The organism is Tabrizicola piscis (genome assembly GCF_003940805.1).
In the GTDB taxonomy this organism is placed as follows: domain Bacteria; phylum Pseudomonadota; class Alphaproteobacteria; order Rhodobacterales; family Rhodobacteraceae; genus Tabrizicola; species Tabrizicola piscis.
On sequence record NZ_CP034328.1, the window covers coordinates 1,902,898 to 1,923,433 of the forward strand.

Sequence of the window (20,536 nt, forward strand, 5' to 3'; positions counted from 1 at the left end):
TCCTTTGATTTCAATGGGTTGGCCGTGGGCGTTAAGGGTTTGTTAGCAGTATGCGGTGCGGGAGTCGGGGTGAACCCCGACCTACGGGATTGAGCGCAGCCCTTTTCACCTTTGACGGCTTTCGGCGCGGGGTTCGCGACGGGCTGCCTTTGGGCCTGAGCATCTTTGCCTATGGTCTGGGCTTCGGCCTTGTGGCCGCGCAGGCGGGGTTCGGGATTGCGAAGGCGGTGGCCACCAGTGCGGCGATCTATTCCGGGTCCGCGCAGCTTGCGGCGATCAACCTGCTGCAGACCGGAGGCGCCACGCTCGCCGCCCTTTTTGCCACGATCCTTGTCATCAATGCGCGATACTTTCTGTTTGGCGCGGCCCTGCAGCCCTGGCTGGGGCAGGTGAGCGCGCCAAAGGCCTATGGCAGCCTGCTGCTTTTGGGCGATGCTAACTGGATGGTGACGATGCGCGCCATCGCGGCGGGCGAGGAGGACCGGGCCTATCTGGCCGGGACCGGAACGCCGATGTTCGTGGGCTGGCTGACCGGCACGGCGATTGGCGCGGGGGCGGTCAGCATCCTGCCCACGCCCGAGGCGCTGGGGTTTGATCTGATGCTGGCGGCCTTTGCCACGGCCATGACCACGGCTATGGTCAAGGTGAGGGGCGATCTGGTGCCAGTGGCGGTGGGCGCGGCAGCGGCGCTGATCATCGGAAAGCTGGCCGGGCCGGGTCTGGCCGTGATCGGTGCCGGGCTGGCCGGGGGCGCGGTGGCGGCAGTGACCTTCAGGGGCAAGACCGGGACATGACCGACAATTTCGCGATTCTGCTGCTGGTCATGGCGGGGGCGGCCTTCTTTTGCCGGGCAGCGGGGTTCGTGCTGATGCGGGTGATGCCGTCCTCACCCCGGGTTGAGGCGGCGCTGCGGGCGACCCCGCTTTCGGTAATGGCGGGGATTGCCGCACTGGCGCTGGCGCAGGGCGGGCTGGCCGAGGCGCTGGCGCTGGCTGCGGTCGTGGGGCTGACGATTGTGGTGGGCAGCGATGTGGCGGCGGCGCTGTTGGGTGTGGTGGTGGTCGCGGTGTTGCGGTGGATTGGAGTGTGAGGGCCAGACTGTGATGGGCAGAGTTGCCGCTTTGCAGGCAGATCGGCCCATGCCATGCTTGCATCGGCCAGCAACCGGCAGGCGATAATGCCCTCAGGGTAGACTGCACTTCCTAAAGGAAAGGACCGCTTTTGCCCCACTTCTTCTCAAAGCTGCCCAGCATCATGCGGACCGCAAGTCTGGCGCTTGGGCTTTTGGCTCCGGCTCAAGCCATGGCACAGATCGACTTTTCGGCGATGCCGGTAGGCTGTAGCTGGACCACCACGTTTTCCGACGGGCAATCCGTCACGGAAACCTATCTTGGGCAGGCAAAGGGCAAGTACAAGACCACGGTTACGCAGGCCGGCAATGCCAAGGCCGTGATACGCACAATGCTATACGACAAGAGGGGCCGCATGGTCCGCAAGGATTGGGCTGATGGCAACTGGGAGACATTCACCCCTTACAGCTGCTATTCCGAGCCGGGCAATTGCACCTACCGCTACAAGAATTCGGACGGGGTAAGCCAGAAGATCGCCAGCGAGACCCAAAAGCAGGGTAAGGGCTATCTGGTCAAGGCCGGGCCGGTCGGGGGAAAGGCGTATAACGACGACTACTTTGAGATCGGCGCCTTTGGGTTGAAAACAAAGCAGAAGTCCGAAAACTATGCGTCCCGGTTGACGGCAATGGACAATTGCGAGCCACAGAGCTGAGCCGAGGATCAGCGCGAGCCGTTCAGTCTTTCTTGCCGACGTTTTCGGCGAAGGCTTTCTGGAAGGCGGCCTGTTTGGCGGCGTCCGCCCCGGTCTGGGTCTGCGCCACCCAATCAGCGTAGGGCATGCCGTAGACGATTTCGCGGGCCTCATCCTTCGACATGTCGATCCCGCGTGCGTTGGCCGCTTCCTGATACCAGCGCGACAGGCAATTGCGGCAGAAGCCGCCAAGGTTCATCAGGTCGATATTCTGCACATCGGGGCGCTTGACCATCAGGTGGTGCATCAGCGCGCGGAAGGCGGCGGCTTCAAGTTCCGTGCGGGTCTGGTCATCCATGTCAGAGGTCCTTCAGCACTTCGGTCAGGATCGGGGCAAGGCGGGCGGCCCAGTGGGCTTGGCTTTCAGGCGTGTCGATCAGGTCGTTCCTGAGTTCGACAAGGGTGTTGTGGCGGCCAAGGCGCAGGGCGTGGCGGTCGATCGCGTCCCCCGGCAGGTGGCCAGAGTAGGGTTCGTTGTCGCCGATGCAAAGGTCTGTTTCGCGGGTCAGCCGGTCGATCAGCCGGCGCGACAGGCGGTCATCAAGGTGTGAGTACAGCACCCCGACATGCCAGGGGCGCGGCGGGCGACCGCGCAGGCAGGGGGTGAAGGAGTGGATGGCCAGAATCACCCGCTGGGGGTGGAGGGCGGCCAGACGGGCATAGGCGGCGTGGTAGGGCCGGTAGAGGCGATCAAGCCGGTCTTCCACCGCCTCGGGCGTTATGTGGCGGTTGGCGGGGATGATCGTGCCGTCATAAAGCTGCATGACGAGGGTGGGGTCATCCTCGCCCCGGTTGGGGTCGATCACCAGGCGGGAAAAGTGGGATAGCAGGACCGGGCTATCGAGATGCTGGCCAAGCTCGCGCGCAAGGCCGGCGGCACCGACATCCCAGGCGATATGGCGGGCCATATCCGCGGCCGGGATGCCCAGCGTGCCACCGTTCACCCAGTCGGGGACGTGGTTCGAGGCGTGGTCACAGGTGACAAGCCAGCGGCCGGGGCGGTGTTCTCCGTCGATGTGGAAGGCCAAGGCGGTCCTTTCGCGGCAATCGGGGGGCGTTCACCCCTCCTTAAGGTCGATCTGCGCGCAATTCCAGCGACGTGCGCCTGCCAAAACGCAAAGAGCAGCGTTGCGAGAGCTTTCGGATTGCGCCATAAGGCACGCGGCCCACATGAACCGAAATATCAGCAGGAGGATGGCGATGCGCCGCCACCGCAACGTGAAGATTGTGGCCACGCTTGGCCCGGCATCCAGCAGCTACGAGATGATCCGCGCCTTGTTCGAGGCCGGGGCCGACGTGTTCCGCCTGAACATGAGCCACGGGGTCCATGATGACATCCGCAAACGGCATGAGATCATCCGGCAGGTCGAAAAGGACCTTGGCCGCCCGATCGGGATTCTGGCGGACCTTCAGGGGCCGAAACTGCGGGTGGGCGTGTTCGCCAACGGGTCGGAAGAACTGGTCGAGGGGGCTGCCTTCCGCATGGACCTGTCCACCGAGCCGGGGGATGTGACGCGGGTGAACCTGCCGCACCCCGAGATTTTCGCGGCGCTGGAGCCGGGGACGAGCCTTCTGGTCAATGACGGGAAGATCCGCCTTCTGGTCAACAGCTGCGGCAAGGACTTTGCCGAATGCACGGTTGAAGTTGGGGGCACCATCTCCAACCGCAAGGGCGTGAACGTGCCGGACGTAGTGCTGCCGGTGGCGGCGCTGTCGGAAAAGGACCGGGGCGATCTGGAGTTTGCCTGCACGCTGGGCGTCGACTGGCTGGCGCTGTCCTTCGTGCAGCGCCCGGAAGATGTGATCGAGGCGCGGGGTCTGGCCAAGGGTCGGGCGGCGATCATGTCGAAGATTGAAAAGCCGGCGGCGGTGAAGGCCTATGACGCCATCCTGCAGGTTTCGGATGGGATCATGGTCGCGCGGGGCGATCTTGGGGTGGAACTGCCGGTCTATTCGGTGCCGCCGATCCAGAAGCGGCTGGTGCGTGGCGCGCGGGCGGCGGCAAAGCCGGTGATCGTGGCGACGCAGATGCTCGAATCGATGATCGAAGCGCCGGTTCCGACGCGGGCCGAGGTCAGCGACGTGGCGACGGCGATCTATGAAGGCGCGGATGCGGTGATGCTGTCGGCGGAATCGGCGGCGGGGAAGTATCCGATCGAGGCCGTGACCACGATGAACAACGTGGCGATGAGCGTCGAGAAGGACCCGACCTACCGGTCAGTGATCGAGGCCAGCCGCGTGGTGCGGCGCGAATCGGTGGCTGACGGGATCGTCGCCGCCGCGCGCGAGATTGCCGAGGCGACGAATATCAAGGCGATCTGCTGCTTCAGCCAGTCGGGCAACACGGCAAGCCTGGTGGCACGGGAACGGCCGCATGTGCCGATCCTGGCGCTGACGCCGCTGATGTCGACGGCGCGGCGGATGGCGCTGACATGGGGCGCGCATTGCGTGATCACCGAACCGCAGGACCGCTTCAAGGGGGCCGTGCTGGCCGCCGTGCGTGCCGCGCGGGATGGCGGTTTTGCGACCGAGGAAGATCAGATCGTGGTCACCGCAGGCGTGCCGTTCAACGTGAAGGGCACAACCAACATCCTGCGCGTGGCACCTTGCGACGAACGGTTGATTTCGCGGGTTGACCCGGAGTAATCTTTCCCTCGGACAGCAGCCAAGCGGTGTGCCGGGGGTATCATGGATACGGATCTGGTATTGACGGTCGGGCTGGTGCTTCTGGCGCTGTCCCTGCCATCGCTTCTGTCGGCCTGGGTGGAACAGCGGGTGCCACGGGTGGGGTCCGTCATGGTGATCGGGGGCATCGGCATGATCGTCACGGCCCTGATGTACCGCCCGGGCGGCTATGCGTTTTCCGATGTGCCGGATGTGGTGCTGGGCGTCATCGCCCGGCTGCTGGGGTGAACACAGGCTCTTGCACCCGGGAACGGCCCCGCCTATAGGGACGGCTTCGATACCCGCAGGACCGGCCAACGTGGCATGCCGAGTCCTGCCTGAAACCACGGAGATGGAAATGCCCAAGATGAAGACCAAGTCGGCGGCGAAGAAGCGCTTCAGCTTCACGGCCTCCGGTCGGGCCAAGGCTGGCGTTGCCGGCAAGCGGCACGGCATGATCAAGCGGACGACCAAGTTCATTCGCGATGCTTCTGGCACGATGCTGCTGTCCGCCTCGGACACCAAGATCGTCAAGAAGTACATGCCCTACGACCGGTAAGGAGAGCACCAGATGTCCCGCGTCAAATCCGGTGTGGTCACCCACGCCCGTCACCGCAAGGTGATCAAGGCTGCCAAAGGCTATTACGCCGCGCGCAGCACCAACTTCCGCACCGCCACTCAGGCTGTGGACAAAGCCAACCAATACGCGACCCGCGACCGCAAGACCCGCAAGCGCAACTTCCGCGCGCTGTGGATCCAGCGGATCAACGCCGCTGTCCGGCTGTTCGATGCCGAGATGACCTATTCGCGCTTCATCAACGGTCTGGCGAAAGCCGGGATCGAGGTGGACCGCAAGGTTCTGGCCGATCTGGCCGTGCATGAGCCCGAGGCGTTCAACGCCATTGCCGGTCAGGCGAAAGCCGCGCTGGTCTGAGGTTTCAGGCTGCTGAATTTGGAAAGGCCCTGCGGCGACGCGGGGCTTTTTCTTTTGCGGCGATGCCCTGCCCCGGCGTCGGAGCGAGGGGTTTCACACCCCTCGCGCTCCCCGTGGGATATTTGCGGAAGAGAAAAACAATTTTAGCTAATGTTTAGCGGTTGAAGACGCGGGAGGGGTGGAGTTCGCCGCCCTGGTACTGCCCGACGGCAATGGCCTGGCCGTTCAGGCTGGCCCAGCCTTCGGTGCCCCAATCCGCATTGGCGATGACCATGCCGGGGTTGCCGTTCCGTAGGCGGGCAGCGCCTTCGGGGGTGGCGGGGAATTCGGGCAGGTCTTGCAGCCCGAGTTCGAGGGGCAGGAGGCGCGTGTCGAGGGCGTCGGTCTTCGCCTCAGCCTCGACCGTTTCCATCGTCACGCCGTCTTCGGCATCGAAGGGGCCGGACCAGGTGCGGCGGAGCCATTCGACATGGCCGAGGCAGCCCAAGGCCAGCCCAAGGTCACGCGCGATGGAGCGGACGTAGCCGCCTTTGCCGCAGACCATCTCAAGCTCGACATGGTCGGGGTCGGGGCGGTTCAGCAGCGTCAGGCTTTCCACCCAAAGCGGGCGGGGGGCGAGGTCCATCACCTCACCCTCACGGGCGAGGTCATAGGCGCGGTCGCCGTCGACCTTCACGGCGGAATATTGCGGGGGGACCTGACTGATGTCACCGCGGAAGGCGTGCAGGGCGGCTTCGATCTGCGCGTCGGTGGGGCGGCTGGCGCTGGTCGCGACGACCTTGCCCGAGGCATCATCCGTGTCGGTCTGGGCACCCAGCGTCACGCGGAAGCGGTAGCATTTCAGCGCGTCGGTGATGTAGGGGATGGTCTTTGTCGCCTCACCCAAGGCCACGGCGAGGACACCGGTGGCATCGGGGTCAAGCGTGCCGGCGTGACCGGCCTTTTGCGCCGAAAGCGCCCATTTCACCTTGTTCACGACAGCGGTGGAGGTGACGCCGGCGGGTTTGTCCACGATCAGCCAGCCGGTGACGGCGCGGCCCTTCTTGATGCGACCCATGGGGATCAGCCTTTCGGGATGACGGTGCCGACGATCGGCCCCATGGGAAAGCCCGCGTCGTGGCGGTTCAACTCGGGCGCGTAGAGGCGCGAGATGTTGCCATCAAAGTAAAGCGCGTCGGAGAGGCCAAGCTCATCGCGGAACAGGCGGGCGAAGGCGTGGAAGTTCACCGCGTCATCCGAAATGGCGAAGATGGCGCGGGTGCCATCGGCGCTGACGCCGACGCCGTTGCGGACATAGAGGCTGTCGCTGCCGGGGAGGAGTTTCGGGTGCAGATCGCCGTTCAGGACCAGCATCGGGCCGGACTGGGTGGCATAGCGGCAAGCGGGCTGTTCGGCCTTGTAGCTGAGGCTTTCGATCACGCGGAAGCTGTCGCCGATGCAGAAGACGCCGTTCGGCAGCAGGCCGAAATTGCCGGGGCCGTCGCTGGTGACGATGGCAGAGCGTTCCTGCCCGTCTTCGACATAAAGCCCGACCGGAGCGAGGTCGCGGTGGTACATGCCGGCGTTCATTGCAAAGCCGAGGGTCTGGCCCGTGGCTTCCAGCGCCACGTTCACCCGGGCGAAGCTGCCATACGCCCCCTCAGTCCCCGAGTGGAACAGGCGCAGGTCTTCGCCAAGCGCCACTTCGCACAAGGTGTAGGCGGCGCGGTCGAAGGTGATGTCGCGGCAGGTGGCGGCATCGCTTGCGACGGGGGCGAGAGAGAGCGCCAGAGCGAGGGCCAGTGCCGGGCGAAGCATCAGTCTTCCCCGTCGGGGGTGTCTGGGGTTTCGATGTCGCGCTGGACGGTGGGATCGGCGAACAGGCGGCGGGTTTCGTCGAGGCGGTCGAAGGTTTCATCCGGGCGAAAACGCAGGTCAGGGGCGTATTTCAGCGTCATGCCCTTGACGACGCGGTGGCGAAGCTCGGCCTTGTTGCGGGCGAGGGCGGCGATAGCATCCTGCACGGGGACGGACCCCATCAGCGGCATGACATAGACGGTGGCGACCTTGAGGTCGTTCGACATCGACACCTCGCCCACGGTGATGGACATGGCGTTCAGGTCGGGGTCATGAATCTCGGCCCGGTTGAGGACGTCGGACAGGGTACGGCGGATCAGTTCGCCGACGCGCAGCTGACGTTGCGAGGGGCCTTGGCCGGAGGAGGGGCGATTGCTGGACATGGCGCCCATGTAGGCCGTTTCAGCGCGCCCTGCAACGGCGGGCTTTTGTGTGCTGCGGATCGGCGCTAGGACGGGGGAAAGCGGAGGTGTGGCATGGGTGACGTTCCAGGGATCGTGGTGACGGGTGCGTCCGGGCGGATGGGGCAGACGCTGATCCGGCTGGCCGAGGGGTCTGACCGGCTGAAGCTGGTGGCCTGCGTGGAACGGGCGGGGCATGCCTGGATCGGCCGCGATGTGGGCGAGGCGATGGGTGGCGCGCCGATTGGCGTGACCGTAACGGATGACCCGCTGGAGGCGTTTGCCAAGGCGCAGGCGGTGGTGGACTTCACCTCACCCGCGGCGACGGTGGAGTTTGCGGCCTTGGCGGCGCAGGCGCGGGCGGTGCATGTGATCGGCACCACGGGGCTGGAGGCGGAGCATCTGGCCCGGATCGAGGCGGCCAGTCGGCATGCGGTGATCGTGCGGGCGGGGAACATGTCCTTGGGCGTGAACCTGCTGGTGCGGTTGACCGAGAAGGTGGCGGCGGCGCTGGATGCCGATTGGGACATCGAGGTGGTCGAGGCACATCACCGGATGAAGGTGGATGCGCCTTCAGGCACGGCGCTGATGCTGGGGGCAGCGGCGGCGGCGGGGCGTGGCGTTGCGCTGGAGGACGCCAGGGTTTCGGGTCGGGACGGAATCACCGGGGCGCGCGAACGCGGGACGATCGGGTTCTCGGCGATCCGGGGTGGCGACATCGTGGGCGAGCATGACGTGATCTTTGCCGGGATGGGTGAGCGGGTGATCCTGCGCCATGTGGCGACCGACCGGGGGATCTTTGCGCGCGGGGCGTTGCGGGCGGCGGTCTGGGGTCAGGGACAGAAGCCCGGACAATATGACATGATGGATGTGTTGGGCATCTGACGAGTCATCCAGTTCCCGCGCACCAGCGTATCAGTCTGGTCATAAGCTCGGGGGCTTGCCATGCTGCGATTTATTGCAACTGTTTTCATGCTGGCCGCACCAGTTTCGGCTGGGGCAAACGACTTTGAGCCGATCAACGACAAGGGCACCTTTCTGTCGCTGATCAAGGACCGGGTTCTGCGGATCGGCCTTTACAATCTGTCGCTGAACGTCCTGCCGGATGGCCGGATCGAAGGCAGCGCCTTGGGGTGGTCGATCACCGGGTCCTGGGACTGGAAGGACGGCTATTTCTGCCGAGAGATGGACTGGAGCGGCATGGAGATCGACTATAACTGCCAGCTGGTCGAAGCGCAGGGGTCCGACAAGATGCGCTTTACGGTCGATCAGGGCGCGGGCGATTCGGCGGTGTTCCGGCTGCGCTGAGCGTTCTTCTGCCCGCCAGAAATCGGCCTGTCAGAAATCGACGGCCAGACCCTTTTTCTCCCAATCGCCATAGCGCACGGGTTCCGGCCCGTCGCGCCCGCCAAGTTCGGGCGGCAGCGGGGCCTTGGCTTCGGCTTCCTTGCGGCGCGCCTCGGCTTCGGCGAGGGCGCGCTTGGCGGCAGGGGGAAGGTTTTCGGGGTCCATGCCGTGTTCCTTGTGCAGGGGCTGTCCCTGATATACGCCGCGCGGGGCGGGCAGCAAGGGGTTGGCGATGGCCGAAGGTGTGACAGCACGGGCGACGGCGGTGGCGATCCTTGACGGGATTCTGGGCGAAGGGCGGATGCTGTCGGAGTTTTCCGGCCCGGACCTTGCCCCTGCGGACCGCGCGCGCGCCTTGCGGCTGGCGGGATCGGTGCTGCGGCATCTGGAGCCTGCGGACAAGCTTCTGGAGCGGCATCTGCGCAAATCCCCGCCCCTGACGGTGCGCAATGTGCTGCGGCTGGCGGTGGTCGAGGTGGCGCAGGGTGCCCCTGCGCATGGCGTGGTCAATGCCGCAGTCGACATCGTGCGCAGCGGCAAACGGACGGCGCATCTGGCGGGGTTGGTCAACGCGGTCCTGCGCGCCTTGACGGACGTGGCACCGCTGCCACCACAAAAGCTGCCGCGCTGGATGCGGCAGCCGATGGTCCACGCCTATGGCCGTGACGCGGTGACGGCGATCGAGGCGGTGCAGGCGGCCGAGCCGCCGCTGGACCTTAGCTTGCGTGCCGGGTTCGAGGCGCCAGAGGGTGAGGTGCTGCCGACCGGAAGCCTGCGGCTGGCGACGCCGGGGCAGGTGTCGGGCTTGCCAGGCTATGCCGCCGGGGGCTGGTGGGTGCAGGATGCCGCCGCCGCCCTGCCCGCGCGCCTGCTTGGGACGCAGCCCGGCGAGCGGGTGCTGGACCTGTGCGCGGCACCGGGGGGCAAGACGCTGCAGATGGCTGCCGCCGGGGCGGATGTGACGGCGGTGGACATCTCCGGCCCCCGGATGGCGCGGGTTGAGGCCAACCTTGCGCGCACTGGCCTGGCAGCACATCTGGTGGTCGCCGATGCGCTGATCTGGGAGCCGGACGCGCCATTTGACGCGATCCTGCTGGATGCGCCCTGTTCGGCGACCGGGACAGTGCGGCGGCATCCGGACCTGCCGTTTGTGAAGGACGGATCAGAGGTGGCGGGGCTGGTGGAGTTGCAGGCGCGGCTGCTGGACCGTGCCCTTGGCTGGCTGAAACCGGGGGGGCGGCTGGTGTTTGCCACCTGCTCGCTTCTGCCGGACGAGGGCGAGGGGCAGTTGGCGGCGGCGCTGGCGCGGCATCCGGGGCTGGCGGTGGAGCGGGTGGAAATGGCGGGGGTCGAGGCGGATTGGTGGACGGAGGCAGGGGGGCTGCGGTTGCGGCCGGATTACTGGGCGGACCGGGGTGGGATGGACGGGTTCTTCATGGCGCTGATCCGGGCCTGATCGCCCTTGGCCGACCGCCGGGGGTTTCACACCCCCGGACCCCGTGGGATATTTGGGCCAATATGAAAGCGAAGCGGGCTAGGATCTTTACGGCTTTGGCGGGAAGATCCGGTAGTAAAGCGCGTCGGGCAGGAAGTTGCCGCCGCGGAACAGCCAGCTGAAGGCCGTGGGGAAGCTGATCTTGAAGCGGCCCGATTGCATGTGGCGGAACATGATGTCAGCGGCGGCTTCCGGGTCCATGATGAAGGGCATGGTGAAATCGTTCTTCGCGGTCAGCCGCGTGCGGATGAAGCCGGGGTTGGCCAGCTGCACGGCGATGCCGGTCTTGCGCAGGTCGGCGTAAAGCGATTCCGCCAAGACCATCGTCCCGGCCTTTGACGCGGCGTAGCCGATGGCGCCGGGCAAACCCCGGAACCCGGACAGCGAGCCGGTGATCACGACGTGACCCCGGCCTTTGGCAACCATGCCGGGCAGCGCCGCCCCTACGGCACGGATGCAGCCGGTGAAGTTGACATTCGCCATCGCCTCGGCCGCCTTGGCGTCCCAGTCCTGGGCGCGCATCGGCCAGTAGACCCCGGCGAGGAAGACCATGCCATCAAGATCACCCAGTTGGGCGGCGGCGGCGTACACGCTTTCGGTGGAGGCCACGTCCACGACGAGCGCGGTCGCCTTACCCGGCAGGCTGGCGACCGCCTTTGCCAGCGCATCCTGATTGCGGGCGGAGAGGATCAGATCAGCCCCGGCGGCGCTGAGCTTCTGGGCCAGTGCAAGGCCCAGACCTTCGGAGGCGCCGACGAGCCAATAGCGTTTTCCGGAAAAATCCCTCATTCGGCGGGGGTCATGTCGGCGGCTGGGACGCGGCGCATGGTGGCGACCAGTTCGGCCACCTTGATCCCGAACTTGCGAAACTGCGAGCGGTTCATGATGGTGCCGTTTTCCATCAGATACATCCAGTCCACCACATCCAGCACATGGCCCCCCGCCTCGGGCGTGAGGCGGATGCGGTAACGCAGGACGACGCCGGGGCCTTCGACCCGGCCATGGCCAAGGCCCACAACATCGGCGGCCGTGGCGGTGATGTCGCCGGTGTTGGCCACGGCCAGCGTCCAGGCGCGGTTCTGGACGGAACCGCTGTCATAGCGGAACACTTCGCTGAGCGTGCCGATGTTGCCTTCCCACTTGCCATCCATGTCCGCGACGAAGCGCGAGGCGACGCGGCCCATCGGACCGAAGATCATGCCTTCGCACTGGATCGGGCCGGAGAGATGCTGGCGCAGGTCGAACTGGGGGCCGAGGCCGGAATAGTCCGACGGGGACTGCGCCTGGAACGAAGCGTAGCGGCTGCGAAGGGCCAGCAGCGTGAGGATGATCACGGCGCCGAGGAGGGCAGAGAGGATCGGGGTCACGTCAGGGCTTCCTTCGTAGGGGCAGGGTCGGACAGCGGGGTAAAGGCAAGCAGCAGGATTGCCGTTACCTTCAATACGCAAGGAAGCGCTGCATAGATCAAAGTAAGGGTGCGCAGGGCGGATTCGCTGTTGTCCGGTCCGGGGCGGAACCCCGCAAGGTCCAGCGCAGGAAGCAGCGTGGCTGCCGCAAAGGCCAGCGAGAGCTTGGACACGAAGGACCACAGGCCGAAGGCCGCGGCTTCGCGCGTGCCAAGCTGGGCAAGGCGTTGGGCGAAGATCGCGGGCAGCAGCGTGAGGTCAGCCCCGAGCGCCGCACCCGAGGCGGCGCAGATCAGGGCGAAGGCGATCCCGTCGCCGGTGCCAAGGGTGAAGGTCCAGAGGAAGGCGAGGATCGCAAGGGCCATCGCTGACAGAAGGACGGGGCGGGGGCCGTGGCGGCGGGCAAGGATGCTCCACACCGGGGTGGAGAGAGCCGCGGCGAGGAAGAACAGCAGAAGGAGCGGGCCTTCCCAGCCCGGCAAACCCAGGCGGCTTTCGACGAAGAACAGGAACAGGGTCGAGGTGACAGCAACCGGGGTGGCGTTCAGGAGGGCGATGAGCAACAGGCGGCGGGCAAGGCGGTCGGCCAGAACGGGACGGAACAGGGCAAAGGGGCTTGGCGTGGGTTCGGCGGCGTGGCCCTGCCACTGGTGGTGCATGGCGAAGGTGGCGACCAGTGCCAGAGCGGCGAACAGGACGGCGAAGGCGGTGAAGGGGCTGTCGGTCGCGGCGGCCAGCGCCACGGGGGCGACAGCGGCCATGCAGACGCCCAAGAGCGAGCCGCCTTCGCGCCAACCGGCAAGGCGAATGTGACCGCCAGGGCCAAGGGTTTCGGCCCGGGCCACGCCTTCGGCGTAAAAGCAGATGGTCAGGAAGGAAAACGCGCTGAAGAGCCCCGTGAGGCACAGCGCGAACCACCAAAGCGCCGGGATGGGTGGGGTTACCGCGAACAGGGCGGCCATCGACACCACCAGAAGCCCCACGGCAAGGGCCACGCCAAGGCGGCGGCGGGGGCGGGTCGCCTCGGCCAGCCAGCCGAGCGCGGGGTCTTGGACCACGTCGATCAGGCGCAGGGCGGCAAGAACGAAGCCCATGGAGGCGAGCGACACACCGTAACTGTCAACGTAGAACTTTGGCGCGTGGATATAGATCGGCAGGCCGGCCGTGGCGATCAGGGCGGCAAAAAGCGACCAGGCATAGAGGCGGCTGGTCATGGCCGGCACGGGCTGCTGTTGCGTGTGCGGGGGCGGGTGTTGAATTGAGCGCGTTCCGCGCAAGCCTTTTTCCTCGCCTCTGCGCGCAGGCGCGCAACCGGCTTGGGCGAAGGGCCTTCGGCGAGGATATTTGGGCAGAAAGGAAAGGGTAAAAGTCTGGGGGGCGCGGTCATCGCGAGATGTCTTCGCCGGGGGGCGTGGGGCGGGAATTGAACTTCACCCGCTTCAGCGCCAGTTTCAGGGCCTGCCAATGGATCAGCGCCAGGACCCGGCGCGAACCGAACGGGCGGCGGAGGGCGGAGGCGAGGATGCCGCGGTTGGTCAGGGGTTCGCGGAGGCCGATCAGATTGGTGAACAGGCCACCGTCAGCCGTGGTATAGTCGATCCAGATTCCGATGCGGTCAGGGCGGATGTCGAAGCGGAAGTCGTAGGTTCCGGCAACGGGCTGAAACGGCGAGACGTGGAAGATCTTTTGCGCGCGGATCGTATCTTCACGCGTGATCGGGGCGCGGTCGTCGCGGTGGCACAGGTAGGAATGCCGGTCGCCATAGGTATTGGACACTTCGGCAATCACGGCGCGCAAGTGGCCGAGGGGATCATAGGCGAGCCAGAAGCTGACCGGGTTGAACACATGGCCCAGCAGCCGGGGTTGAGCGAGAAGCAGCACGCGGTCGGTCGGCAGGCCGTTTTCAGACAGCACCTGCCGTGCCCATTGCGCGCCCCTGCCCTGCCCCGGCGCACCGCCATGGTCGCTGTCCTGCAGGGACATGAGGTTGCCAGTGTTGCGGGAAAACAGGCGCGGACCTTGCGCTTTCTCAGGGTCGAGAAGGATGTAATCCACCGTGTAGCGAAAGGCGTTGCGGACCGGGCCCTTGCGGCCATGAAACGTTTCGGCCCGGATCCGCTGAACCTGCATCACGCGGCCAGCCTTGCCATCCGGCGTTCGGCCATTGCCGTGACCACATCCACCGCAGAGGCGAAGCCATCTTCATGGAACCCGTTGCGCATCCATGCGCCGCAGAACCAGGTGTTCTGGCGGCCATTGCTGGCGCGGATGGCGTGCTGCGCCTCCAATGCGGCGACGTCGAAGACCGGGTGATCGAAGGTGTTCACATCATGGATCAACTCGTCCCGGATCGGGCGCGCGGTGTTCAGGGTGACAAAGAGCGGGTCATCCTGCGGGATCGGCTGCAGCGAGTTCATCCAGTAGGTGAGGTCAATCCTGGCCCCTGCCCCGCTCTTGGGTTCGACATAGGACCAGCTTGACCAGACCTTGCGCGACTTGGGCATGAGGGAAGCGTCGGAATGCAGGACGGCTTCGTTCGGCTGATAGCGGATGGCGGCAAGATTTGCGGCCTCCTGCGGCGTGGCGTCGCTGAGCATCCGCAGGGATTGATCGGAATGGGTGGCAAAGACGACGTCATCGAACAGCTCCCACTCATCCCCGACAGCGCGGACGAGGGCGGACCCTGCCTCACGCCGGACGGCGGCGATGGGGGTGGCGGTGCGGATATCGACGCCTTGCGACAAGAGGGCCGATTGCAGGCGGCGGACGTATTCGATCGACCCGCCCTTGACCGTGTACCACTGGTGCTGGCCGTCGAAATCCAGAAGCGCGTGGTTGCGGAAGAAGCGCACCAGCGCCTGCGCGGGAAAGTCGAGGATGCCGGAGGTGGGGGTCGACCAGATCGCGCCGGAAAACGGGGTGATGTAGTGATCGCGGAACCAGGCCCCGGTGCCCAAGCGGGCCAAGAGGTCGCGGATCGTCATGGTGGGGTCTGACGCCACAGCCTCGGCGTTGCGGTTGAAGTGCATGATGTCGCCCAGCATTCGCAGGAAGCGCGGGTCAAGCGCGTTGCGGCGCTGCGCGAAGATCGCATCGACCGAGGCGAGGCCATATTCCAGCCGCCCGCCCTTGATGGAGGCCCCAAAGCTCATGCTGCTTTCCACGGTGGGGACGGCAAGCTTTTCAAACAGCTTAATCAGATGCGGATAGTTTACGTTGTTATAGACGATGAACCCCGTATCGACAGGCTGATCCTTGCGCTTGCCCGCAATCACGGTGCGGGCGTGGCCGCCAAGGCGCGGATCAGCCTCATAAAGTACGACGGCATGAGTGTCGGCCAGAAGATGCGCGGCGGCCATGCCGGAAATCCCCCCTCCGATAACAGCGACGCGGCGGCGGGCAGAACCCAAGGTCTCGAACGGCATTCAGGCAAACTTCCTTAAGGGCTTTGATTGCCTTACGCGGCGAACACCCGGTCGGATCACAGTGACCGCGGGAAAAGGCACTGTCAAATGAAGTTGACAGTCCGCCCTTGACAGTTTTCCGGACTGAACCAAATCGGTTTCCAAGACTGATCCGCTGGGCAGCGTGGTGCGTAAATGTTCCATGATGCTTGACGCCACCAGACCGGTTAAGACGGAGCGATCCGGCCCGCTGCAACCAGGTGTTGTGGCCGCCGGGAACGGGTTGCCCGGCAGGAAGGACCGACTGGTGTCGAAGGCGGATGATGGAACGGATTGGGCGGGCCTGCTTATTCAGGTGCGCGACCGTCAGGACAGGGCGGCCTTTGCGGCGCTCTTTCGCCATTTCGCCCCCCGGGTGAAGGCGTTCCTGATGAAGTCGGGCGCGGGGGCGGCGCTGGCCGAGGAATGTGCGCAGGATGTCATGGCGACGCTGTGGCAGAAGGCGCATCTGTTTGACCCCGCGCGGGCATCGGTGTCGACCTGGGTCTACACCATCGCGCGGAACAAGCGGATCGACGCGCTGCGGAAGGACCGCCGCGCCGAGCCGGAAGAACTGGACTGGGGGCCAGAGCCTGAACCCGATCAGGCCGAGGTGATGGAAGCCCAGCAAGATACCGAACGGTTGGGCCAAGCCTTGGCGCAACTGCCTGCAAAACAGCGTGCCTTGATCGAAAGGGCCTTCTACGGCGAATTGTCGCACAGCGAGATTGCTGCAGAAACCGGCCTACCCTTGGGAACGATCAAATCGCGCATCCGGCTGGCGCTGGACAAGTTGCGCCACCACATGACGTGAAGGACTGGACTGAAATGACGATACGCCACCATCTTTCGGACCCGCTGTTGATGGCCTACGCGGCCGGTCAGCTGCCCGAAGCCTTTAATCTGGTCGTGGCCACGCATGTGTCGCTTTGCGACGAGTGCCGGGCGCGACTGGGGGCCTTTGATGCGGTCGGCGGTGCCTTGATCGAAGAGATCGACGAGATTTCGATGGGCGAGGCGGCGCTTGAGGCAGCGCTGGCCCGGATCGAGGATTTGCCGCAGGCCACCAAGGCCGAACCCTTGAAGCCGGCGGGGATCTTCCCGGCGCCACTGGCCGACTATATCGGCGGTGATCTGAACGCGGTCCGCTGGCGGCGGATCGGGGGCGGGGTCAAGCAGGCGATCCTGCCGACCGGACCCGACGCTTCCGCCCGGTTGCTGTACATTCCGGCGGGAACGGCTGTTCCCGACCACGGTCACCGCGGGATGGAACTGACGCTGGTCCTGCAAGGCGCATTCGCCGATGACAACGCCCGCTTTGGCCGCGGCGACATCGAGATTGCCGATGAGGAACTGGAACACACGCCGGTTGCGCTGGCGGGGCAGGATTGCATCTGCCTTGCGGCCACGGACGCTCCGCTGCGGTTCCGGTCGATGCTGCCGCGTCTGGCGCAGCCGTTGTTCCGGATCTGACGGGATTCCGGGCTGAAGCCCGGCCTAGGCTGCGGGCAAACCGTAAAACCTTGCCGCAAGAACGGGCCAGTCACCGGTCAGGGTGACTGGCCCGTTTGTCAGAACAAGGTCCTCCCGCGCCACAGGTTGCCCGTTCACCGTGACCGGCCCAAGCGCGTAGAGCGCCAGCAGGCCACCTTCGGGCAGGCTGTCGTTCTGGGCCAGGAACACCTCTGGCAGGGGCAGGCTGCGCGCGGTCATCACATTGAAATCGTCGGATTGCTGGCCGTTGGTTTCCGTCGCTGTCAGCGCCACGTCGCCGGGGAAGGCCACGGGGACCAAGGGTTCGCAGCGGAAGTCATGGCGATCGCCTGTCAGCCGAAACCCGGGGCCCGACAGGACTGTCAGGTTGCGCTCGATCCCCGGAAACAGTGAAAACGGCCCATCCTCGACCACGGATGCGCGGGAGAGGCGGGCGAGAAGCTGACCATCCCGTTCCATCTTCCAGAGTTCGACCGTGAAGCCACGGCCGTTCTTCCACGGCTGGCGGGTGTAATCGGCGGGGGTCAGGTGGCGCTGGGTCATACGCTCTTTTTTGCGCGCCGCTTTGACAATGACAACCCGTCCCGGGCTTGACCCGGGACCTCCCGTTGCGGCCAGTTCGGCCGTTGGACGAGGCCCCGGATCAAGTCCGGGGCGGGGTTTACTCAGCGGCGGTCGGACCGATGACCTTGACCGGATCATCCGGCGCGATTTCCTCGAAGTCGAAGTTGTCCAGCCGCCGGGCGCGCTTGCCAGCGCGTTCCGAGGAAATCTTGATCTCTTCGATGTCCTTGGCCGCCTGCCCGAAGTGGCGGTCAAGGTTTTCCACCCGCGTGCCCAGCCGATCAACGTCCCCGTAAAGCAGCGCCAGTTCCTTGCGGATCGCACCGGCCTGTTCGCGCATCCGTGCGTCTTTCAGCACCGCCCGCATCGTGTTCAGCGTGGCCATGCTGGTGGTGGGGGACACGATCCAGACCTTCACGGCAAAGCCCTCGCGCACGATCTCGGGGAAGTTCGCATGCAACTCGGCATAGACGGCTTCGGACGGCAGGAACATCAGCGCGCCGTCGGCGGTTTCGCCTTCGATGATGTATTTCTCGGCGATGGCGCGGATATGGGCGCGGACGGCAGTGCGCATCTGCTGTGCCGCCTCAACCACGCCTCGCGGGGTGTCAGCGCGGCGGATCGCCTCATAGGCTTCAAGCGGGAATTTGGCGTCGATGACGATGGGGCCGGGCGGATTGGGCAGGTGGATCAGGCAATCGGCGCGCTTGCCGTTCGAAAGGGTCGCCTGCATCGTGTAGGCGTCCTTCGGCAGGGCCTTTTGCACGATGTCATGCAACTGGATTTCGCCAAAGGCACCGCGGGTCTGCTTGTTGGACAGGATATCCTGCAGGCTGAGGACGTTGCCCGAGAGTTTCTCGATATTCGCCTGTGCCTTGTCGATGGTTTCCAGCCGGGTCTGCAATTCGCCCAAGGACCGCGCCGTGCGGGTGGAGGTGCCATGCAGCGCCTCGGTCATCTGGCGCTGCACTTCGGCAAGGCGCTGTTCCATCACTTGCAGCATCGCGGTCTGGCTGACGGCCTGCGCCTCGGACACATGGTGGAGCCCCCCGGCGAGCCGTTCCTGCCCGTCGCCCAATTGCTGCATCCGGCTGGAGAGCCAGCCGATTTCCCGGATCAAAGGTTCCGCCGCCGTGGCCGACCGGCTGACGCTGCGCAGGATGAGGAGGAGGAGCGCGACCAAGGCAATCGCGATCCCGCCAAGAAGCAGGATCTCGGGATCGTTCCACTGATAGGTCTGACCGAAGAGGGTAATCATCTGCGGCCGAACAGGCGTTCGATGTCGTGGAGGCTAAGCTCGACATAGGTCGGCCGGCCGTGGTTGCACTGGCCGGACAGCGGCGTCGCCTCCATCTCGCGCAACAGCGCATTCATCTCCTCGGCCCGCATCTGGCGACCGGAGCGGACGGAGCCGTGGCAGGACATGCGCGACAGGATGGCGTCGATCTTGGCCTGCACCAACTGGCTGTCGCCTGCGTCCGAAAGCTCATCAAGGATGTCGCGGCACAGGGCTTCCCCGTTCACCGGGCCAAGGATGGCCGGGGTTTCGCGGATGGCGATGGCGCTGCCACCGAAGGGTTCGATGCCAAGGCCGACCTTGGCAAGCGCGGGGGCGGCATCGAGCAGCCGGGCGGCGTCGGTCGGGGACAGTTCCACGATTTCAGGGATGAGAAGGGCCTGAGCGCGGATGCCGGTGTCCGCCATCTGGCGCTTGAGCCGTTCGTAGACGAGGCGTTCGTGGGCGGCGTGCTGGTCGACGATGACGATGCCGGTGGCGGTCTGGGCGAGGATGTAATTCTCATGCAGTTGCGCCCGGGCGGCACCAAGGGGGTGGGCTTCGGTCCGCTCATCGCTTGGCTGCGCCCGCTCTTCGCTGGCGAAGACGGGGGCCTGAGGCGCCTCGGCAAAGCCGGAAGGAGACTGGAAGGCAAAGGCGCGCGACAGGCTGGGCTGGCTGGGGCGGTCCATCTGGTAGACAGGGCGGAACGCCCCCAAGGTGGCCGCGCCGACGGTGGAGGACGCGCGGTGGCCCGCCCCGGTCAGCGCCGATTTCAGCGCGGTGATGATCAGTGCGCGGGCGGCGTCGGGTTCGCGGAACCGCACCTCGGCCTTGGCGGGGTGGACGTTCACATCGACGCGCTGGGGATCGACGAGCAGGTTCAGCACTGCCGCCGGATGCCGGTCACGGCTGAGGACATCGAAGTACGCGGCCCGCAGCGCGCCGTAGAGCATGCGGTCCAGCACCGGGCGACCGTTGACGAACAGGTATTGCTGCACGGAGGACCCGCGCGAATAGGTGGGCAGGGCGGCATAGCCCTGCAGGCGCAGACCTTCACGTTCGGCGTCGATGCGCAGGGCGTTCTCGGTGAAATCCCGGCCCAGCATGCCGGTCAGGCGGCGTTCCAGCGCGTCGAACAGATCGCCCGGCTGGGGATCGGCGCGGAAGAGGACACGCGCTTCGGCCCCATCAGCCACCTCACGCAGGGTGAAGCCGACTTGGGGTTCGGCCATGGCCAGACGGCGGACCACTTCGGCCAAGGCCTGCATCTCGGCCCGGTCGGAGCGGAGGAATTTCAGCCGGGCGGGCGTGGCGCAGAACAGGTCGCGCAGTTCAACCACCGTGCCGCGCGACAGGGCAGCAGGGCGCGGGGGCGCAAGGCGACCGGCATCACAGGCGATCAGCGCGCCATCATGCCCTTCGGCGCGCGAGGTGATGGTCAGACGGCCCACCGCGCCAAGCGACGGCAGCGCCTCACCCCGGAAGCCGAAGCTGCGGATGTTCAGAAGGTCAGACCCGTCGATCTTGGACGTCGCATGGCGCGACAGGGCGAGCGGCAGGTCAGCCGCCGTCATGCCGCAGCCGTCATCCGTCACGCGGATCAGGGTCTTGCCACCACCGCCAATGTCGATCTGGATGCGCCCGGCGCCGGCATCCAGCGCGTTTTCCACCAGCTCCTTCACGGCGGAGGCGGGACGTTCCACCACCTCACCCGCCGCGATGCGGTTGATCGCCGCCTCATCCAGTTGGCGGATCGTCGGGCGGCCATCGGCGCCCGTTATCTTGGGGGTGTGAACGGTCATGCCCCTATCTGTAGCAGGGGCACCTGAGTCGGGGAAGAACGAAACGGGAT

Annotated in this window: 26 protein-coding genes; 12 read left to right on the top strand and 14 right to left on the bottom strand. The window is 65.8% G+C overall.

Translation table 11 applies throughout. The features are described 5' to 3' along the window. Window positions 1-89: 89 nt before the first annotated feature. The 3 genes from EI545_RS09235 (at window position 90) to EI545_RS09245 (ending at window position 1,782) form a co-directional block, all read left to right on the top strand. Window positions 90-794 (top strand): AzlC family ABC transporter permease, encoded by a 705-nt coding sequence (locus EI545_RS09235; protein WP_164517255.1) that lies wholly within the window; start codon window positions 90-92, stop codon window positions 792-794. Further along, the gene (locus EI545_RS09240; protein WP_125325203.1) at window positions 791-1,090 is read left to right on the top strand and encodes an AzlD domain-containing protein; all 300 of its coding nucleotides are present in this window, start codon (window positions 791-793) and stop codon (window positions 1,088-1,090) included. The genes EI545_RS09235 and EI545_RS09240 overlap by 4 nt, the downstream gene beginning before the upstream one ends. Window positions 1,091-1,302: 212 nt before the next feature. Further along, window positions 1,303-1,782, top strand: a complete 480-nt coding sequence (locus EI545_RS09245) for a hypothetical protein (RefSeq protein WP_125325204.1) — start codon at window positions 1,303-1,305, stop codon at window positions 1,780-1,782. Between the two features lie 22 nt (window positions 1,783-1,804). On the opposite strand, the gene EI545_RS09250 is transcribed toward EI545_RS09245, so the two are convergent. Together EI545_RS09250 and EI545_RS09255 are read right to left on the bottom strand one after the other, a co-directional pair. Then, on the bottom strand, window positions 1,805-2,119 hold the full coding sequence (locus EI545_RS09250; protein WP_125325205.1) for a DUF1244 domain-containing protein: 315 nt from the start codon (window positions 2,117-2,119) through the stop codon (window positions 1,805-1,807). Between the two features lies 1 nt (window position 2,120). Beyond that, complete coding sequence (locus EI545_RS09255) at window positions 2,121-2,849, bottom strand: N-formylglutamate amidohydrolase (protein ID WP_125325206.1); 729 nt, start codon at window positions 2,847-2,849, stop codon at window positions 2,121-2,123. 172 nt (window positions 2,850-3,021) lie between these two features. On the opposite strand from EI545_RS09255, the gene pyk reads away from it, so the two are divergent. The 4 genes from pyk (at window position 3,022) to rplT (ending at window position 5,419) form a co-directional block, all read left to right on the top strand. Then, a complete protein-coding gene (pyk, locus tag EI545_RS09260; protein WP_125325207.1) occupies window positions 3,022-4,467 on the top strand; it encodes a pyruvate kinase in 1,446 nt (481 codons plus the stop codon). Window positions 4,468-4,509: 42 nt separating this feature from the next. Continuing rightward, the gene (locus EI545_RS09265) at window positions 4,510-4,734 is read left to right on the top strand and encodes a hypothetical protein (protein WP_125325208.1); all 225 of its coding nucleotides are present in this window, start codon (window positions 4,510-4,512) and stop codon (window positions 4,732-4,734) included. Between the two features lie 109 nt (window positions 4,735-4,843). Further along, window positions 4,844-5,044: a 50S ribosomal protein L35 gene (gene rpmI / locus EI545_RS09270; protein ID WP_100196796.1), complete on the top strand. Its 201-nt coding sequence runs from the start codon at window positions 4,844-4,846 to the stop codon at window positions 5,042-5,044. A 12-nt stretch (window positions 5,045-5,056) separates the two neighbouring features. Continuing rightward, entirely contained in the window at window positions 5,057-5,419 is a 363-nt protein-coding gene (gene rplT / locus EI545_RS09275) for a 50S ribosomal protein L20 (protein WP_125325209.1), read from the top strand. A gap of 154 nt (window positions 5,420-5,573) precedes the next feature. Here the strand turns inward: rplT and truB are convergent, their stop codons facing one another. Genes truB through rbfA form a run of 3 tightly spaced genes read right to left on the bottom strand, consistent with a single transcriptional unit; the run spans window position 5,574 to window position 7,647 of the window. Further along, window positions 5,574-6,476 (bottom strand): tRNA pseudouridine(55) synthase TruB, encoded by a 903-nt coding sequence (gene truB / locus EI545_RS09280; RefSeq protein WP_125325210.1) that lies wholly within the window; start codon window positions 6,474-6,476, stop codon window positions 5,574-5,576. 5 nt (window positions 6,477-6,481) lie between these two features. Next, window positions 6,482-7,216, bottom strand: a complete 735-nt coding sequence (locus tag EI545_RS09285; protein WP_125325211.1) for a phosphodiester glycosidase family protein — start codon at window positions 7,214-7,216, stop codon at window positions 6,482-6,484. Beyond that, window positions 7,216-7,647: a 30S ribosome-binding factor RbfA gene (rbfA, locus tag EI545_RS09290; protein ID WP_125325212.1), complete on the bottom strand. Its 432-nt coding sequence runs from the start codon at window positions 7,645-7,647 to the stop codon at window positions 7,216-7,218. Before rbfA ends, EI545_RS09285 begins: the two co-directional genes overlap by 1 nt. A gap of 84 nt (window positions 7,648-7,731) precedes the next feature. Between rbfA and dapB the strand changes: the two genes are divergently transcribed. Together dapB and EI545_RS09300 are read left to right on the top strand one after the other, a co-directional pair. Beyond that, complete coding sequence (gene dapB, locus EI545_RS09295; RefSeq protein WP_125325213.1) at window positions 7,732-8,541, top strand: 4-hydroxy-tetrahydrodipicolinate reductase; 810 nt, start codon at window positions 7,732-7,734, stop codon at window positions 8,539-8,541. Window positions 8,542-8,628: 87 nt separating this feature from the next. Then, window positions 8,629-8,964, top strand: coding sequence for a dihydrodipicolinate reductase (locus EI545_RS09300; protein WP_245990349.1), 336 nt, complete (start codon window positions 8,629-8,631; stop codon window positions 8,962-8,964). A 30-nt stretch (window positions 8,965-8,994) separates the two neighbouring features. On the opposite strand, the gene EI545_RS09305 is transcribed toward EI545_RS09300, so the two are convergent. Then, window positions 8,995-9,168 carry a DUF1674 domain-containing protein gene (locus EI545_RS09305; RefSeq protein ID WP_125325215.1) on the bottom strand — a complete coding sequence of 58 codons (174 nt, stop codon included), beginning with the start codon at window positions 9,166-9,168 and terminating at the stop codon, window positions 8,995-8,997. A gap of 67 nt (window positions 9,169-9,235) precedes the next feature. Here EI545_RS09305 and EI545_RS09310 point away from each other — a divergent pair, with 67 nt between their 5' ends. Further along, complete coding sequence (locus EI545_RS09310; RefSeq protein WP_125325216.1) at window positions 9,236-10,459, top strand: RsmB/NOP family class I SAM-dependent RNA methyltransferase; 1,224 nt, start codon at window positions 9,236-9,238, stop codon at window positions 10,457-10,459. Window positions 10,460-10,546: 87 nt separating this feature from the next. Here the strand turns inward: EI545_RS09310 and EI545_RS09315 are convergent, their stop codons facing one another. The 5 genes from EI545_RS09315 to EI545_RS09335 all read right to left on the bottom strand — a co-directional run bounded on the left by EI545_RS09315 (window position 10,547) and on the right by EI545_RS09335 (window position 15,329). Beyond that, entirely contained in the window at window positions 10,547-11,287 is a 741-nt protein-coding gene (locus tag EI545_RS09315; protein ID WP_125325217.1) for an SDR family NAD(P)-dependent oxidoreductase, read from the bottom strand. Then, complete coding sequence (locus tag EI545_RS09320) at window positions 11,284-11,865, bottom strand: DUF3833 domain-containing protein (RefSeq protein ID WP_125325218.1); 582 nt, start codon at window positions 11,863-11,865, stop codon at window positions 11,284-11,286. The genes EI545_RS09315 and EI545_RS09320 overlap by 4 nt, the downstream gene beginning before the upstream one ends. Further along, window positions 11,862-13,163 carry an MFS transporter gene (locus tag EI545_RS09325; protein ID WP_342776568.1) on the bottom strand — a complete coding sequence of 434 codons (1,302 nt, stop codon included), beginning with the start codon at window positions 13,161-13,163 and terminating at the stop codon, window positions 11,862-11,864. Before EI545_RS09325 ends, EI545_RS09320 begins: the two co-directional genes overlap by 4 nt. A 124-nt stretch (window positions 13,164-13,287) precedes the next feature. Continuing rightward, entirely contained in the window at window positions 13,288-14,034 is a 747-nt protein-coding gene (locus EI545_RS09330) for a DUF1365 domain-containing protein (RefSeq protein ID WP_125325220.1), read from the bottom strand. Continuing rightward, window positions 14,034-15,329 carry an NAD(P)/FAD-dependent oxidoreductase gene (locus EI545_RS09335; protein ID WP_125325221.1) on the bottom strand — a complete coding sequence of 432 codons (1,296 nt, stop codon included), beginning with the start codon at window positions 15,327-15,329 and terminating at the stop codon, window positions 14,034-14,036. The genes EI545_RS09330 and EI545_RS09335 overlap by 1 nt, the downstream gene beginning before the upstream one ends. Before the next feature lie 286 nt (window positions 15,330-15,615). On the opposite strand from EI545_RS09335, the gene EI545_RS09340 reads away from it, so the two are divergent. Both EI545_RS09340 and EI545_RS09345 read left to right on the top strand, forming a co-directional pair. Beyond that, window positions 15,616-16,161 carry a sigma-70 family RNA polymerase sigma factor gene (locus tag EI545_RS09340; protein WP_216842506.1) on the top strand — a complete coding sequence of 182 codons (546 nt, stop codon included), beginning with the start codon at window positions 15,616-15,618 and terminating at the stop codon, window positions 16,159-16,161. A 14-nt stretch (window positions 16,162-16,175) separates the two neighbouring features. Further along, window positions 16,176-16,820, top strand: a complete 645-nt coding sequence (locus EI545_RS09345; RefSeq protein ID WP_125325222.1) for a ChrR family anti-sigma-E factor — start codon at window positions 16,176-16,178, stop codon at window positions 16,818-16,820. Window positions 16,821-16,844: 24 nt separating this feature from the next. Here EI545_RS09345 and EI545_RS09350 read toward each other — a convergent pair whose 3' ends face one another. From EI545_RS09350 to mutL, 3 genes are all read right to left on the bottom strand, one after another. Next, entirely contained in the window at window positions 16,845-17,384 is a 540-nt protein-coding gene (locus EI545_RS09350) for a HutD/Ves family protein (RefSeq protein ID WP_164517256.1), read from the bottom strand. A gap of 118 nt (window positions 17,385-17,502) precedes the next feature. Then, window positions 17,503-18,663 carry a DNA recombination protein RmuC gene (locus tag EI545_RS09355; protein ID WP_125325224.1) on the bottom strand — a complete coding sequence of 387 codons (1,161 nt, stop codon included), beginning with the start codon at window positions 18,661-18,663 and terminating at the stop codon, window positions 17,503-17,505. Continuing rightward, on the bottom strand, window positions 18,660-20,486 hold the full coding sequence (gene mutL, locus EI545_RS09360) for a DNA mismatch repair endonuclease MutL (RefSeq protein ID WP_125325225.1): 1,827 nt from the start codon (window positions 20,484-20,486) through the stop codon (window positions 18,660-18,662). The genes EI545_RS09355 and mutL overlap by 4 nt, the downstream gene beginning before the upstream one ends. Between the last annotated feature and the right edge of the window lie 50 nt (window positions 20,487-20,536).